This window comes from Planctopirus sp. SH287, from assembly GCF_056500625.1.
The window spans coordinates 3,745,255-3,761,058 of the sequence record NZ_CM151403.1; the positions used below are offsets into that span (position 1 = coordinate 3,745,255).

Below are 15,804 nucleotides of genomic sequence, written 5' to 3' on the forward strand. Positions count from 1 at the left end.
CGGCGTTTTTATCGTTCCCGTTTCTCTCGCTCTGGCTGAGAGCAGGGCGAAACTCGTCTTTCCGGTGTTGGCTTTTGTCACCTCATAAGCCAAACCGGATCAAGTGTCATTTGAGGACTCAGAGTTCTTCCTTCTGATATGCACCCGGTTGAAGTCCAAGCCCAGTTCCGCCAGTTGACAGATATGCCTGGCAATCTCGCGGCGGGTGATCGAACTGGCTTGCGTGGCCGCTTCCGCCGCCTCGATCTTCTGAACCGCGTCATCCAGTTTTGGCGACGCCTGCTTCAATAGACCAGACAACCGTCGACGTCGGGAAGCCACATTCCATAAACGAAATTCACCCAACCAGTATTTCAAATAGCGGTTCAGCACGTCCGCATGAGGCGGGGCACGCCAGAGAAGCATCCCCAGCGCCGATGTGTGTGCTAAAATCTCTCGTCGTGAAGTTTCACGCACGGGTTGAACCGGGCCAAAACGACAACTGTTCCACCAGCCATAAAGACACATCACCACCAGAATCTGAATCGCGATCCCTCGAAGCGGCGGCTGAAACAGAACGCCCGCCACTTGAGGTGTCCCCTGAATGTGCAGCGATTCGTCAAAGACAATTTCAAGAGAACGGTCAAATCCATTCTCGCTGGCTGCTTGAATCAGTTCATAGGCCAGCGCGCTGTTGTCGCCATAGCTCATCAACTGATTCGAGAAAATCCAGGGGCCAGCAACCAGCACCAGCGTGCCACGCCCGATCGACAGCCGCACGGCTTGGGGGGAACCATCCTGTGAGATCAGCACTGCTTCTTCAGAGGCATTGATAACCTCCCCTTCGCTCCACCACAGGAAATCTCCCCGAAGTGGCAAGCTTGTGCTGATCGGCACACGGTCGTCAGCCGGGCCGCCGGTTGTGACCAGAGAGACATCCAGTGGCGGGCATTCATCGGCCTGTTCCGGGGCCATGGCATAGACCAATCGACCTCCTCGACTCACCCATGACGTCAGGCTGCCCCACTCTGCCGCTGTAAGCGGACGTGGCGGACTCAGAATCAGCAGCAGGGTTGTCGAAGGATCATAGACTTCAGAAACACGAGTTAACGGAACTTCTGATCTGGTGGCGACTCCCTCTTGAGACAGGATCCGAAAGAGTGCCTTGAATCCATCAGCCGTGGCGCTGTAACTCGTGGCGGTTCCCGGCGGCTTGATATTGGGGAAGAACACGTGCAACAACAAACCACCCATCACCAGACTGCCCCAGAACAGACTGCTCCAGAACCACGGTTGCCTGATCAATGGGCGAATGCGGTTTGAAGGCTTCTTTTTGCCGTTGAATGGAACAGCAGCCGGGATGCCACGTGGCGGTGAAAGAGGCGCCATACTCATGAGCTGACCTCGTCATCCTGCGTGGCTGCCGTCATGGATGGTATCACGGATGGCGATATGGACGGCTCGCGATGGTCTGTGGGAAATTCTGTGGGCAAATCTGAGGATCTGGCTGGGTGAAGCGGTTGCCCCATGATCAGACGCTCAAATGAATTGGCATAAGCCGCACGAGCGGTTTCCCAGCATTCGACCGTTTCGGGGCGACGACCAAACCCCATCGGCTCATAGACTCCCACCACCTCGGAAAAGCTGCGGTATAACGTGGCGTCAACTCCCATACCTCGCTGATAATCCCGCAACGTCATCCCCCGGCGGTAATGCACCAGCCCATTTCGTTCGGCATAGCTCATGCCGCTCAGCAGCAATTGGGCAATGGCATCACGGTAGCGGCCACTGGCAGCCAATTCATCGGCTTTGGCAAGGTAAAGATCTGCGGGGATCAACCCCGGTTCCACATCAATCTCTTGAACTGAAATCTGGTCACTGCTCTCCAGTTCCACCTCGGATCGTCGTTGAAAAGCCGAAATGACCGACCAGATCACCGCACCAAGAATGGCCACAACGATCGCGCCGATGATTCCATAGGCCAGTAACTGAACTAAGGCGCCCAGCCCTCCAGACAGCGATGAAAATGGACTTTCTGATTTGGGACTCTGTGACGCGGGAGAGGCGTCACTTGCTGACCGGCGGCTCGATGACCTCGATTCAGCCTGTGATTCAGCCCTTGAGCGACTGCCCGAAGATGATGCCGACGACCTCCGGGATTGTGAGCCTTCACCACCCTGGGAAGGACGCGTTCGTCTGGCAGATCGACCATCGCTTCCCTCTTTTTCTCGACCTGAAGAGGTTCGCGAAGAGCCGGGGAAGCTGCGCTCTCCCCGTCCGTTGGCCTGCCCGCTTGTCCCCTCTTTGGAAGAACTCCCTGGTCGGGAAGAACCCTGTTGCGTGTCTGACCCTCGTCCAGAGTTCTGACCCGTCTCTCTCCCCGATTTGTTTGATCGCGATGAAGACCCTGATGAATCTGAGGAAGAGGTTTCTGAGGAAACCGCGTTCTGACGAAACTTGTCGATTCCTTCCAGATCCTCTGTCTGAAAATGATCAAAATAGCGAAATTCGGGCTGCTCCAGGACACGCCGTGCTTCCGGGATGATGCGATGCGCCGCGGGACGGTTGGATGCCCCGCCAGGGAAATTATCCTCAGCCATCACGTGGGATGACAACGAAACATCTGTGGCCCATGGCACGAGCAATAGCACCAGCAATGGAAGTTGACCTGTTTGATGATCCTGAGAAACGGGCACCGTCGGTGGGATTTCCGCCACGACGTCATGCTTTGCGGAGACACTCTGGCGAGATTCTGTGTGATGCTCTGGATGAGACTCTGAATGATGCGGGGGAACTTCATCGCGTGCCGTCATTCCTGACTGAGGTATTGTCCGGCGACCAAGCCTTTGTGTGTCGGCTTTGAGTTGTGCCGAAGCTTGCGCCATCTCCAGTTCCAGATCCCAGCAATCGGAGATGACTCGCAGATTGACATACGCGCACAGCCAGGCCACGCGGCCTATCACAAAAGCAGCTAGCACGCAGACCGTCTCCATCAACAAGATGGTGGGATCGGTCAGCAGGAAAGCCCAGATCGCTTGCCAGATCTCGCCGAATCCAGCTCCGGTGGCGCTGAGTCCCTGGGCAATTTGAATGGCTGGCCCCAGGAAATAGGACATCCCGAACCAGACTTGAAACAGGACATCACCAGTCAGAAAGAGCACCATCGCCAGAGCCGCACACCACAGGCTCAGCTGGATGGCCTCCATGAGCAAGTCCGAGTAGCGGTCACGAATCAACCGTTTCAGTTGATGCTCATGCCCAGCGGCGCGACGCGATTCGAGCAACTCGTTCTCAGCTCGAAATGACAGGTGAACAGCCACCATCGGCCCACCAATCAGACAGCCCGCAAAACCAACGAACGCCAACATTCGTCGCATGAGAGAAAAACCCAATTGGCGAACGGTGACCTGACGAATCGCTTCAGAGAAACTATCTGAATAACCCATCAGCAAACTGGCCATCGTGGTGGCCACAATCACTCCCAGAGGCCCGGATGCTAGGAACCAGATGGCCGGCGCCATCCAGGCGAAGCGAGCGTCCTGTCTGGAAAGCCAGCTCACAAGAAACGCGACGGGAAGGGCAAAGCCCAGCCCTGTCACCAGCAACCCCACCCATTGCCATCGGCAAGCTTTGAATGCCAGATCAAGGGCGTTCCATAGCGACTGACCACGTAATTCGATAACCGGCTGGCGTATTCCGGCTTCGACATTCCCGGGACTCATTGTCCTTCGAGTGGAATGGCGATGAGCAGCCGACGCATGTTCCGCGTTGATCAAGGGGATGGTTGAGTTCACGCCGTTCGTCTCCCAACCCAACCCAGGTACAACACGACGGCGAACCACAAGGCGGCCCCAATGACATACTTGTACTCAGCAGCCATGGGTGAAGGTGACCAGAAGGCTTCAATCAAAGCGGCCACCACCAGCATGGCAGCTGCTCCAGCCGCCAGTTTGCCTGCATCACGGCTTCGGGCTTGCAGCGCCGCCCAACGGGATTGTGATCCGGGATGTACTATCGCATCACCCATCAACAGGCCTGCCCCGCCTGCAATGGCAATGGCTGTTAACTCGAACGAACCATGCGAGACCACAAAGCTCAGAAACCGTTCCCCATGTCCCAGCGACAGGACATATCCTGCGGTGGCACCGATCACAATTCCATTGAATAGCAACGTGTAGATCGTCCCGATTCCCAGAAGAATGCCCCGAGAAAAACATTGCAGCGCAATCCCCACGTTGTGCTGGACATAAAAGCCAGCCATGGCCGATCGATCTTCACCAAATTGTCCCCAGTCGAGGATCGACATTTCATCGGGTGTGTCGTCTTCGTTCTCTGAGTACATCTGGTCGTATGTTTCCAGCATCTCCCACGAGAGTAATCGTCCCGCCAGCGCTGGCTCATTTTGAATCAATGCCCAGGTGATGAACAACGGGCCGAAAAACAGCAGCAAGGCCACCAGCTGATAGCCCCACCATTTCCGAAACAGACGCGGAAACTCGCCCAGAAGGAATTGGCCCGCCTGACGCCAGTTGCGATTGCGCGGGGCGTGAAAAAAATCATGCCCGCGAGCGATAAGTCGATTCAGATACTCGTCCAGATCCAATCCCCAGTCGCGCGTCCGCACGACTTCCAGATCGTGAGCCAACTCACGCAGCATTTTGGCGAATTCAAACGATTCTCCCACAGAAAGAGGCTGGCTCCAGCTGGCTTCCACACGCACGAGATATCTCTCGAATCGCTTCCATGTCGGCTGGCGTTGCTGAAGAAATCGAGACCGATTCATTCCCTCCCTCCCGGTTCATCAGCCTGAAGTGTGACCTCGGCGGAGCGCGAGCCAGTGGCACGAAAGAAGCTGGGAGATGGCCGAGATTCCAATGGCGAGGAAGCTTGAATCCTTGAGGCTTTCGAGTCACTTCTTAACAGCGAAGGATGCGTGGGAGGTTGTTCCGCAGGTCGTTGGAACGTCGCACAGACACGTGCCAGAAATGCCATGGGAAAGCGATGCACCTGATGACGATCTCCGCGATAATCCATCCGTTCGCAAAGTGCCAACGCAAGCTGACCGGCCAATTGATGACCACGTTCATACGTCAGGCGCGAACGACGACCGAGAAACTGCCGGATCGTCGAGAGCAGGGCTTGAGCCGGGGCAAATCCATTCCACTCACTACGTTCCAGCGGCGCGATGCGATCAAGGATGATCGGGTCGGTGGGCAATGTCAGCGGATGAATCTGCACAACCATCGTCTGGGCAGCCAGATCTCCTAACCGCTGAAAACGGGTTGTCAGCATCATGGCCATCAGACCAGGGCCATATAAAGGCAGCACACCCAGCCATGAGGCTTCTTCAAAGACCATGGCAATGGGCAGCATATCGGCCACTCGCAACAGATTGCGAAGAATGGCTCCCCACAGTGTCAGCGGGGCGCCGCTGGTGTGAATGACTCGAATGCCAACAAACGCTTTGCCAATTGTTTGCCCGCGCCAGAATCCTTCCTGAAGAATGTAATACAGCCATTCCACAAAAAAGAGGGCCAACAGAAAACCGCCACTGGCAAACCCCGGCAGTACGAAAGAAACGATCGCTGAAAAGATCAGACCTGCAACGATCAACGCAAAACGGATCAGGTAATCAATGGCGTAAGCCATACTCCGCAACGCCGGGCCAGCCAGCCGATAGGCCAGTCGCACGTTCTCAGGCGTTTCAATGGGCACAGTCAGACTCACGGCGGCAGCCACGAACAATCTCCCGAGAGTCAGCGATTCCGGCAGGATTCATGTCCTTTGCTTATCATGCCAGATGAAGCCGCCCGTCTCCAGAGTCTGCTGCCGGTCAATGGAATTTGCCTTCCGAGCGTGGGGATTCAAGACGTCAGTGCACTTCTTTATATGAACGCAACTTGAAATAGCGCATTGATGATCTCAAAAACATGCTTGCCCAAAGCTGCTGCAAGTATGGCACACAGCCTTTCCCACGAGGGGAGAGGCTGTGTTTTCGGAGAGGCTATTTGAAACGCGGAGGGATGATCAGACCCACACCCCAGCCCTCTCCCGCAAGCAGGAGAGGGAGTTCAAGTCCTTATTCCTAAGGGAGAAGGACTGAGGACGTACAGACAGACTTTTAATACTTCCGGGCACGGGCCTTGGCTTGAACGCGGCTGGGGAGGCCCATGATTCGCAGGAAGCCTTCGGCATCCGTCTGATTGTAAGACCCGCCACCTTCCATACTGGCGATGGCTTCGTCGTACAGGCTGTTCGGGCTGGTGCGGCCCTGATTGATGATGTTCCCCTTGTAAAGTCCCAACACCACTTCACCCGTCACGGGTTGCTGAGCTTCTTTAATGAATGCCAGCAGGGCATCCATCTTGGAGACGTACCAGAAACCGTAATAAACCATCTGGGCGACTTCCGGCGAAAGACGATCACGCAGGTTGACCAGATCACGGTCAAGCGTGAGTTGCTCCAGCGTGAGGTGAGCGTGGTAGAGCACGGTCATCGCCGGTGCTTCGTAGACACCCCGGCTTTTCATGCCAACGAATCGGTTTTCCACAATATCGATCCGACCGACGCCATTGCGGCCAGCGATCTTGTTGAGTTCCAGCACGATTTGCAGCGGGGAAAGAGGCTTGCCGTTCACGCCAACAGGAATCCCTTTCTCGAATTGAATCGAAACAGACTCCACAGCATCGGGTGCCTGCTGAGGCGAAACTGTCATCCCGAAATCGACGATATCAACGCCGCAGACGTTGGGGTCTTCCAACTTGCCGGCTTCGTAGCTGATATGCAGGCAGTTTTCGTCAGAGCTGTAAGGCTTGGCCGCCGACGCCTTGACGGGAATGCCCTTCTGTTCGCAATAAGCGATCAACTCGGTGCGGCCGGGGAATGCGTTGCGGAACTTCTCGATGCGCCAGGGAGCGATGATCTTGATATCAGGATTGAGCGCTTCGGCGGCCAGCTGGAATCGGCACTGGTCATTCCCTTTCCCCGTCGCACCGTGGGCATAAGCATCGGCCCCCACTTCGCGGCAGACCTGCAGGCAAACCTTGCTGATCAGTGGCCGGGCAATCGAGGTTCCCAGCAGATAAATGTTTTCGTACTTGGCCTGCCACTGAAGAACAGGGAAGGCAAAGTCGCGGCACATTTCTTCCTGAGCGTCAACAATCCGGGCCGACTTGGCCCCGCAATCGTGCGCCTTCTTCAGAATGGCTTCGCGGTCCTCGCAAGGCTGCCCCACATCGACGTAAACACAATGTACGTCATAACCTTCGTCCTGCAACCAGCCCAGGATGACCGAAGTATCCAAACCACCAGAATAAGCCAGCACACAACTGGGCATCGCAAATCGCTCCGTTGCAAAACATGGGCCTGTGGGCCATGCGTGAAACCAGACCAGCCACCTGAGTTGAAGTCATTCAGACTTGATCTGAATTCGTTCAAACAGGGCCGGCAATCCCACACGGGCGACAATCACCCGCAGGACATCTTCCTCCAGAGTCTACGCATTAGACGACAAAAACGAAATTGACGAACGGAGGCCAATCGGAGTCAGATGTTAAATCGCTGAGAGGCTACTTGAAACGCGGAGAGATGATCAGACCCTCACCCCGGCCCTCTCCTGCAAGCGGGAGAGGGCGTTTTTTCGGACAAACTTTTAGCCTTTTCTTGAAAAGATCAGCGTTGAGTAAGGGCCGATTTCTACTTGGGCCGGGTAGCCTGACGTGTCGTCGCCTTCTGACAGGTGCAATTCTTCGATCCCCGGTGTATTGGCGAAATTGGGGCTGTAAAGGCTGGAATCTGAGTTGAGTTCCAGTGACCACTGGCCGGCATGCGGGAACGGGACTTCAACCGTTCGTGGCTCACGGAAGAAATTGACCACCACGACCACATCGTCATGGATGCCAAGCGTGTGCCACCGGTGATAGGCGAACGTTTTATTTTCATGATGCTCGTGCAGCACCCTGATCCCGGAACCGGTCAGCCCTTTGGAAATCTGCTGGCGATTCAGTCGTAGCTTCGTTAAGTCATGGAATAAGCGGACAATCCCCCGCAGATCCGAAGCTTTTTCCCAATCCAGCGGCACCGTGTCCTGGAACCAACCGTCTTCCAGAAACTCCTGCCCTTGAAAGACCATCGGAATGCCGGGCGTTGTCAACACCAGCGCTAACCCTAAGGTCGCACGCTTCTGTGCAAACCAGTCGCGTGTTTCATATGGCATGATTTCGGAAGGAATTCTGGCCTTTCCGTTGGCGACTTCATCATGCGATTCCGTATAGATCACCCGCTCGAACGGATCGCCGTTGTAGCTGGCAAAGAGTGCTCCGCGAACTTTTTCCAAAGAGCGATCGGCATCGTCCTGTTGAATCAGGACTTCCCGAATCGGATGAACAAACTGGGCGTCCCATTGTGCGGAGAAACCAGCCCCTCCATCGCCCGTGGATAACGTCATCCCTGAATGGTTATGCAAATCTTCGGCAATTGTGATGGCATGAGGAAACTTTCCCGTCACCTCGGAATTGACCCATTGGGCCAAAGACCAGCCATCGGGGAGATCACCACCGGGATCGCCATCGCCGCGAACATTCCTCATGTAAAGGGTCATGTCAAATCGCAAGCCATCACAGTGGAAGTCTTCCATCCACATCATGGCATTGTCGCGGATGTATTGACGAACTTCCTGACGCCCATAGTCGGGACGGGTCTGCCCCCACGGTGTTTCAGCACGCCAGTCGTTGTAAAAATAGATGCCGCCCAGGTTATTTTCGCTCCAGCCATCAAACTGCCAGATACTCAAATCGCTGGGGCCGAAGTGATTGTAAACCACATCGAGAAGGACGCCGATACCCCGCTTGTGAGCTTCCCGAACAAACTTTTTGAAAGCTCGCGGGCCACCATAGCTCGACTCCACGGCAAACATATGAGCCGGGTTGTAGCCCCAGGAAAAATCGCCCGCGAACTCGGCGATGGGCATGATCTCAACACAGTTAATACCGATTCGCTTCAGGTAATCGAGTTGCCGGGTTGCGGCTGAGATCGTTCCTGGCTGATCTTCACTGGCGTCCTTGGCAAACGTGCCAATATGCAATTCATAGATCACCAGTTCGTTTTTTGGCGGAAGCTGAAAATCATCCTCCTGCCAGTTGAATTCAGGGTCGGCGACCACTGCGTGACCCACTGAATTGGTTACTTCCCGGGCATAAGGATCAATCCGTGTGAACTCATTCTCACCCGCTTTGATCGCGTAAAGATACTCGTCGCCAATTTTGGCTTCGGGGATATCGATGTACCAGTTCCCCGTTTCCTCCCTGAGCATGGCGTGGCTGGTGGCGTCCCAATCATTGAATGTGCCGCTCACCGCGACCGAGTCAGCGTGTGGTGCCCAGACTCGAAACGCCACACCATCGGCGTGCGGGATGGCCCCCATCCCGGCCTGCACTGCTGACTTCATCTCAAGTTCAGATGCCATACACAAGTTTCCCTTCCGACACGGTCTTAACAGGTCAATCATTCAGAGCGGCCATCAGACAGGCCATTGCCAATCCCCGTTTTATGAAGTCGGTGATTGCCTCAAGTAAGGCTTGGGAGTGATTCCGTATCATCCAAAAGCACAGGGCATGCCAAACATCGAATCTGCTGGCAGATCATCGCTGGAAACCCCTCTGGCAGCCCGGCAAAAGGGTTTACACCCTCAGAACTGATTGCCAAACGACCGACACGTTCTGTCAGCAGCCAAAACTCTCAGCGGCAGAGGCCACCGACCAGACTCAGACTGCCCTGATCGATGACAGGAAGCAATCGTTTTCCCGAGTGCGGCTCCCCGATTGCACTTGAGAGGCGTCGTTCCGCGGAAATCCCGCAGGCACCGTCAACTTCCGGCACAACAATCTCCGCGCGATGGGTGTCAGAGAAAAATCAACAACCCCTGGTTTGCCAAGTGATGCCTGGAATTCAGGAGGAACTGCGATCGGTTGTGACGCCTTCTTTTTTCAAATAAGCCTCAATCAGGAGGGCGTTTCGGATATGAGCCTTAAAGGCCAGATCGAAAAGATCTCCCACCACAGGAATACTGCCGGCCGAAAAATCGATGACGATGTTCACAATCATCTGAAAGAGCAGTGACTGCGGAACCCCGGCCCGATAAGCCAGGTACACCAACCATCCGCCAACGGCTCCCGTCAGTAAATCGCCTGCCCAGGGAACCAGACCAATAATCGAATCCCAACCGTAACGGATACTTGTTCCGGGAATGGTGAAGCGAGCGTCCAGCAGACGTGCCCACTTTTGAATGGTGAGCAAGCGCTGGAGGTTTTCGGCTCGCGTGGCGTCTGCTTCTTGCCCTTCCACCGTTCGTGCAGTGGCGGGGACGATCAGGGTTTGCCGACCGGTGTGAGATTTGCCCGTCACGGATGATCCTTGAATGCCAGTGGCCCCGCGTCGCGACAACCGGGAAATCAAATCCTGAGCAAATTGGGCATTAAAAGGAAGAGTCTGCATGCAAAGGCCTCCTCGAAAGTGGCCGGTGAACTTGTTGACTCTCGAAAGGAGTCGCCAATCAATTAGTACGCTTCACGAAAGCGATGCTTACGCAAAACTGACCGGCAACGAACAATTTCTGAAAATCTGCTCCTGAAGAGACCAAAGGCGACGAGAGTCGCGCGTTCCCCCCTTAACCGGCTGCGGGGTTCGGGGCGGCGCATGAAGGCATCTGTGTTCCAGAGAGAGACCAATAACACGACGTCGATGGCGATGTGCTCTCTTTCACCAAGAGTCACGCGTCCCCCCCCTCATCCGGCCTTCGGCCACCTTCTCCCTCAGGGAGAAGGATTTGAACTCCCTCTCCCGCTTGCGGGAGAGGGTTGGGGTGAGGGGTATTTAGTCTTTCGTGTTTTTTATAGCTATCAATAACACGACGTCGATGGCGTGGCTCCCCTTCACCGAGAGTCACGCGTCTCCCCCTCATCCGGCCTTCGGCCACCTTCTCCCTCAGGGAGAAGGATTTGAACTCCCTTTCCCGCCAGCGAGAGAGGGAGTATTCCCCGATAGACTCTCATTCATAGCGCCGTGCCTGAGTCAGCGATGACTTTCAGGCGAAGATCTCTTTCACAACCCGCCCATGCACATCGGTCAGGCGGAAGTCTCGGCCGGCGTATTTGAATGTAAGACGTTCGTGATCAAGGCCCAGCAGGTGCAACATGGTGGCATGCAGGTCGTGCATATGGACGCGATCTTTCACGGCGTGGTATCCCAGTTCATCCGTTTCCCCCCAGGATAAGCCCCCTTTCACGCCGCCCCCCGCCATCCAGGCGGTAAATCCCTGCGGATGATGATCGCGGCCATCGCTCCCTTGAACGATGGGCGTTCGTCCGAACTCTCCGCTCCAGACCACGAGCGTGTCTTCCAGCATGCCGCGCTGATCCAGGTCGTCGAGCAGAGCCGAGATGGGTTGATCAACCGCCAGAGCGTTTTTCGTGTGCCCGGATCGCAATCCCCCGTGTTGATCCCAGACGTTCCCCGTCGAGAGTTCCACATACCGCACACCCGATTCAACCAGACGACGTGCCAAGAGGCATTGACGCCCGAACTCATCGGTGGCTTTCTGGCCAATCCCATAAGCAGCCTGTGTGGCGGGGGTTTCTCGCGAAAGATCCAACACATCAGGCGCAGCGGCCTGCATCCGGTAAGCCAGATCGTAAGTCTCGATGGCCCCTTGAATCTGGGGATCAGGGCCGACACGTTGCAGGTGTCGCTCGCCCATATCCTGAATGGCTTTGACCAGTTCGAGCTGTTCCGGAGTGGCCTGGCTCAGGAAATCGATCTTGCCGTTCCCCAGTTTTCCTTGTCGGCCAATGGTTGTGGCCTGATGAATGGCGGGAAGGAACGCTGCGCCATAATTGCGTGGGCCGCCATGACCTGCTGAGGGGCCAATCGAAACATAGGCGGGAAGATTCGCGTTTTCAGAACCCACCCCATAGGAAACCCAGGCGCCAACCGAGGGGCGTACCAGGTTGTCACTCCCGGTATGCAGCATGCAAACGGCCTGCCCATGGGACTGCCCACGACTGTGCATAGACTTGATGATGCACAGCCGATCGAGTTGTTTGGCAAGGTGTGGAAAGAGTTCTGAACACCACGCGCCGGACTCGCCGTGTTGCGCGAACTTCCACGGGGATTGCATAAGCACGGGCTTGGCATCGATGTTGGCGGCTGCTGGGAACGGAAGCGTTTTGCCGTCAAATTTTGCGAGTGCGGGTTTGTAGTCAAACGTGTCGACCTGGCTGACACCGCCGTGCATGAACAGGAAGATTACCCGCTTGGCCCGAGCCGGGAAGTGAGGCGTTCCCGATGTGATCGTAGGAGTAGCCTCGTTCGTCGCCTCTGAGGCTCCCGCCCATCGCGATAATCCCGTGCTGAAAGAGAGTCCTCCCAGACTCATCCCCAGAGACGAGAGAAATGCGCGACGAGAAGCGGAGAGGCTGTCGTTGTTATTCATCACTTATTTACTCTGTCTTCTTCAGGAGTCTTCTGACCTGCTGTTTTCAATCGCGCCAGCGAAACTCTGTTGAGGCAATGATGGCATGAGCCACACGTGTCCAACCCGCCAGATCACCTGCACCGGCCAATTGAGCTGCTGCGAGGGCTTCGTCTTCACTGGCTGGTCGACTGAGGAGACGCTGATAGATCGCAGTGGCTCGGCCATCACTGGGGACTTGCGAGTCTTCAATCACTTGTTGAGCCAGATGATGAGCAGCCCGCTTCACAAAAGGGCTATTGAGCATCAGAAGCGCCTGAGCGGGCACCGTGCTGGAGGAGCGTTCGCCAACAACGAAGTCGGGATCAGCAAAATCAAAGACCGCCAGCATGGGCGAGATTTCCCCGCGGATCACGGGAAGATAGATCGTCCGCACATCTTTCTCTGACACGGTGGCAGAGGCGCCGCCGGGAACATTCGATGAGATCAGCTTGCCATATTGTGAAACCGGGGAACCTTCAGGACGAGGCTGAAAACCGGTGGTCAGGTGGATCAGGCTGTCACGCATGGACTCCGCTGACAAACGCTGGCGGTTGGATCGCCAGAGAAGTTTGTTTTCAGGATCAACCTTCGCGGCTTCAGGACGAAAGACGGAAGATTGCTGGTAGGTTCGGGAGCAGACGATGCCACGAATCAGGGCTTTTGTCGACCAGCCCTGGTTCAAAAATTGCCGGGCGAGTGCGTCAAGCAATTCTGGATGAGTGGGCGTATCTCCCAAGACACCGAAGTTGTCCGTGGTGCGAACGAGGCCGTGCCCCATCAGCGATTTCCAGATCCGATTGACATAGACCCTGGCGGTCAGCGGATTCTGGGGATGAGCAATCCAGTCTGCCAGTTCTTTGCGGCCACTGGTGCCATCCGGTATCGAAGGAGCTTTGTCCCATGAGGCGACTTGCAGGAAGCCACGGGGGACAACTTTTCCCAATTGGTGCGGTTCACCCCGAATACAGATCGGGCAATCGGCCATTTCACTGGCCTCACGGGCCGCCATTGCTTTGGGTGCAGGAGGAGGGGCTGATTTCAGCAACTCCGCCATCTTCCCTTCCATCTGCTTCAACTCGGCTTTGAGTTGAACCATCTTCTCATCAGAGACCTCGGCCTTGACCTTTTTCTTCATCATTTGCTCATGGGCTTCAATCTCTTTCACAGACACCCATTGAACAGCATCAACAAGGACATGGCCGGACGTTCCCTGCGTGGTGATCTCCACTTCGGCGGGTTGATCAGCCAGAAATTCAAAGCGACCGATCGGCTGAACCAGGTTGCCCAGAGATCCCGGAACCTGCTGATTGAGCAGAACGTTTGACACTCCCTCGGCATGGGTAACGGCAATGGGGATCTCTTTCGCCCGGCCCTTGCTGCCGACATAAGCCACGCGGACCTCATACTCTCCAGCGGCGGGCAACGTCGTTCGGAATGTCGCTGACTTGTCGCCTTTAGCCGTGTTGTCATCATGCCGATATCCCTGGCCAACAAACGGCTTTGAGAGGGTGCTTGACTTCCACTCACCCACAAATTCTGCCTGGGTATCGTCGATGACAATTCCCAGATCGAGCTGCTGCGCATTGGCCATTTTGTCCGAAGAGCCACTGAGCTGTTTCTTCAGTGTTGCCAGATGGCCATTCAGTAACTTGCGGGCCTCTTCAAATTGATCTAGGGCCAAACGATGTTCGGGAGTCACCGGGAGAGGCGTTTCGGGCCAATCGGAAACGTACTTGATGATCTCTCCTTCCAGCGACAACGTACTGCGCAGGATGCCTGCCATGGCGTAGTAATCTGCTGTGGGAACAGGATCAAATTTGTGATCGTGGCAACGTGCACATCCCATCGTCATCCCAAGAAAAGCTTTGCCGAGTGTGTCGAGCTGTTCGTCGACGACATCCAATTGCAGCTTCACCTTGTCGCGCTCGCTGAGCATTTTCGGGCCGATCATCAGAAAGCTGGTCGCGATCAGTTTTCTGATGTGATCGTCTTCGTTGTCGGCTTCCAGCAAATCCCCTGCAATCTGCTCCCGGATGAATTCGTTGTAAGGAAGATCCCGTTGAATGGCATCAATGACATAATCCCGATAGCGCCAGGCTTCCTTGAAGGTGGCGTTGAAGTCTGATCCATTGCTGTCGGCATATCGGGCCACATCCAACCAGCGGCGAGCCCAATGCTCGGCAAATGCAGGTCGCTCCATGAGCTGATCGACCAGCCGTTCGTAACGTCCGGGTTGCTGGTCGTTCAGGTAGGCCGCGAGTTCGTCCACTGTGGGAGCCAGCCCCGTCAGATCGAGATAGAGACGTCGAACCAGCGTGCGTTCATCGGCATCGGGAGACGGAGTCAAGCTGGCGGCTTCCAGTCGCGCCAGGATCATGCGATCAATCATATGGCTGGTGACATGGGCGGACGATCCTTCTGCCGCCACTGGCCACTGAGTCATTTGAACCGCGGGGAATGGGGTCTCTTTCAAGGGGAGAAATGACCAGAACTGCCGACCGGCTTCGACACTCATCCCGCTGGTGGGGGCGTTCTGAGATTTGGTGCCGCTCCCTTCCCGGGGATCGACTGCTCCCGCTTTGATCCACCCTTCAAAGTCGGCAATGGTTTCATCGGAAAGTCGTCCCGCTGGCGGCATTTCCAATCCATCAAACTTCATGGCCGACAACAGTAGACTGTCATCAGGGTTACCGGGCACAATCGATGGCCCTGAATCACCGCCAACTTGCCAGCCCTGACGATGTTCCAGGTTCAAAGCCCCTTTCAAAACCGGCGACTGACTGGAATGACAGGAGTAACATTCTTTGATCAGAACGGGACGGATTTTGGCTTCAAAGAACTCCTTTGCGGACTGGTCTTTAACCTTCTGTGTGTCGTCGGCAAGCCCCACATTTGGTGCTGCCAGAAGTGATGACGCGATGAAAACGAGACACAACCATCCGCAAAGTGAGCGAACCGTACCCTGTGAGCGAACAGTGGCCACAAGACAAATTGTATGGCGGGGCAATGTCTGGCGGTTCAGGGTCGGACAGATCAATGTCTGACAGAGGACTCTGAGATCGTGGAAAATTGTCATATGTCGGAGATCCCCCATGTGCTCATGGGATGAGAAATCGATCAGGGCCGTTCTTGCTGGCACAAATTGTTCATCGGGATCACAAGAACACCAGCGTCACATAATAGCGTGCTGATGCAACAGTTGTGAGTGAAATTTGCGTGTGAACCTTCCAGGATGGTTTTCCCTCAAGTCGCTATGATCTCTTTGTCGGCACCATGCGCCGCGTGAAATCGACCAGAGACGATGGTTGCCGTTGCGA

Annotated in this window: 10 protein-coding genes; 1 reads left to right on the forward strand and 9 read right to left on the reverse strand. The window is 55.6% G+C overall.

Annotated features, from left to right (window positions below; translation table 11 throughout):
* Window positions 1–99 precede the first annotated feature (99 nt).
* The 7 genes from SH287x_RS13870 to SH287x_RS13900 form a co-directional block, all read right to left on the reverse strand.
* Window positions 100–1,374 carry a DUF4350 domain-containing protein gene (locus SH287x_RS13870; RefSeq protein WP_479514914.1) on the reverse strand — a complete coding sequence of 425 codons (1,275 nt, stop codon included), beginning with the start codon at window positions 1,372–1,374 and terminating at the stop codon, window positions 100–102.
* Window positions 1,371–3,773, reverse strand: coding sequence for a hypothetical protein (locus SH287x_RS13875; protein WP_479514915.1), 2,403 nt, complete (start codon window positions 3,771–3,773; stop codon window positions 1,371–1,373). Before SH287x_RS13875 ends, SH287x_RS13870 begins: the two co-directional genes overlap by 4 nt.
* Window positions 3,770–4,762: a stage II sporulation protein M gene (locus tag SH287x_RS13880; protein ID WP_479514916.1), complete on the reverse strand. Its 993-nt coding sequence runs from the start codon at window positions 4,760–4,762 to the stop codon at window positions 3,770–3,772. The genes SH287x_RS13875 and SH287x_RS13880 overlap by 4 nt, the downstream gene beginning before the upstream one ends.
* Entirely contained in the window at window positions 4,759–5,718 is a 960-nt protein-coding gene (locus SH287x_RS13885; protein WP_479514917.1) for an RDD family protein, read from the reverse strand. Before SH287x_RS13885 ends, SH287x_RS13880 begins: the two co-directional genes overlap by 4 nt.
* 382 nt (window positions 5,719–6,100) lie before the next feature.
* Window positions 6,101–7,315 (reverse strand): argininosuccinate synthase, encoded by a 1,215-nt coding sequence (locus SH287x_RS13890; protein ID WP_479514918.1) that lies wholly within the window; start codon window positions 7,313–7,315, stop codon window positions 6,101–6,103.
* A 315-nt stretch (window positions 7,316–7,630) separates the two neighbouring features.
* On the reverse strand, window positions 7,631–9,442 hold the full coding sequence (locus SH287x_RS13895) for an alpha-amylase family glycosyl hydrolase (RefSeq protein WP_479514919.1): 1,812 nt from the start codon (window positions 9,440–9,442) through the stop codon (window positions 7,631–7,633).
* 482 nt (window positions 9,443–9,924) lie between these two features.
* Complete coding sequence (locus tag SH287x_RS13900; RefSeq protein ID WP_479514920.1) at window positions 9,925–10,470, reverse strand: DUF4112 domain-containing protein; 546 nt, start codon at window positions 10,468–10,470, stop codon at window positions 9,925–9,927.
* 201 nt (window positions 10,471–10,671) lie between these two features.
* Here SH287x_RS13900 and SH287x_RS13905 point away from each other — a divergent pair, with 201 nt between their 5' ends.
* Window positions 10,672–10,881 (forward strand): hypothetical protein, encoded by a 210-nt coding sequence (locus tag SH287x_RS13905; RefSeq protein ID WP_479514921.1) that lies wholly within the window; start codon window positions 10,672–10,674, stop codon window positions 10,879–10,881.
* A gap of 178 nt (window positions 10,882–11,059) precedes the next feature.
* Here the strand turns inward: SH287x_RS13905 and SH287x_RS13910 are convergent, their stop codons facing one another.
* Window positions 11,060–12,466: a DUF1501 domain-containing protein gene (locus tag SH287x_RS13910; protein WP_479514922.1), complete on the reverse strand. Its 1,407-nt coding sequence runs from the start codon at window positions 12,464–12,466 to the stop codon at window positions 11,060–11,062.
* Between the two features lie 46 nt (window positions 12,467–12,512).
* Window positions 12,513–15,563: a DUF1553 domain-containing protein gene (locus SH287x_RS13915; RefSeq protein WP_479514923.1), complete on the reverse strand. Its 3,051-nt coding sequence runs from the start codon at window positions 15,561–15,563 to the stop codon at window positions 12,513–12,515.
* Window positions 15,564–15,804: the final 241 nt, after the last annotated feature.

Excerpts from the sequence above, each read along its gene's own strand:
- SH287x_RS13870 (WP_479514914.1), bottom strand. The coding sequence starts at position 1,374 with ATGAGTATGGCGCCTCTTTCACCGCCACGTGGCATCCCGGCTGCTGTT.
- SH287x_RS13880 (WP_479514916.1), bottom strand. The coding sequence starts at position 4,762 with ATGAATCGGTCTCGATTTCTTCAGCAACGCCAGCCGACATGGAAGCGA.
- SH287x_RS13890 (WP_479514918.1), bottom strand. The coding sequence starts at position 7,315 with ATGCCCAGTTGTGTGCTGGCTTATTCTGGTGGTTTGGATACTTCGGTC.
- SH287x_RS13895 (WP_479514919.1), bottom strand. The coding sequence starts at position 9,442 with ATGGCATCTGAACTTGAGATGAAGTCAGCAGTGCAGGCCGGGATGGGG.
- SH287x_RS13900 (WP_479514920.1), bottom strand. The coding sequence starts at position 10,470 with ATGCAGACTCTTCCTTTTAATGCCCAATTTGCTCAGGATTTGATTTCC.
- SH287x_RS13905 (WP_479514921.1), top strand. The coding sequence starts at position 10,672 with ATGAAGGCATCTGTGTTCCAGAGAGAGACCAATAACACGACGTCGATG.
- SH287x_RS13910 (WP_479514922.1), bottom strand. The coding sequence starts at position 12,466 with ATGAATAACAACGACAGCCTCTCCGCTTCTCGTCGCGCATTTCTCTCG.
- SH287x_RS13915 (WP_479514923.1), bottom strand. The coding sequence starts at position 15,563 with ATGACAATTTTCCACGATCTCAGAGTCCTCTGTCAGACATTGATCTGT.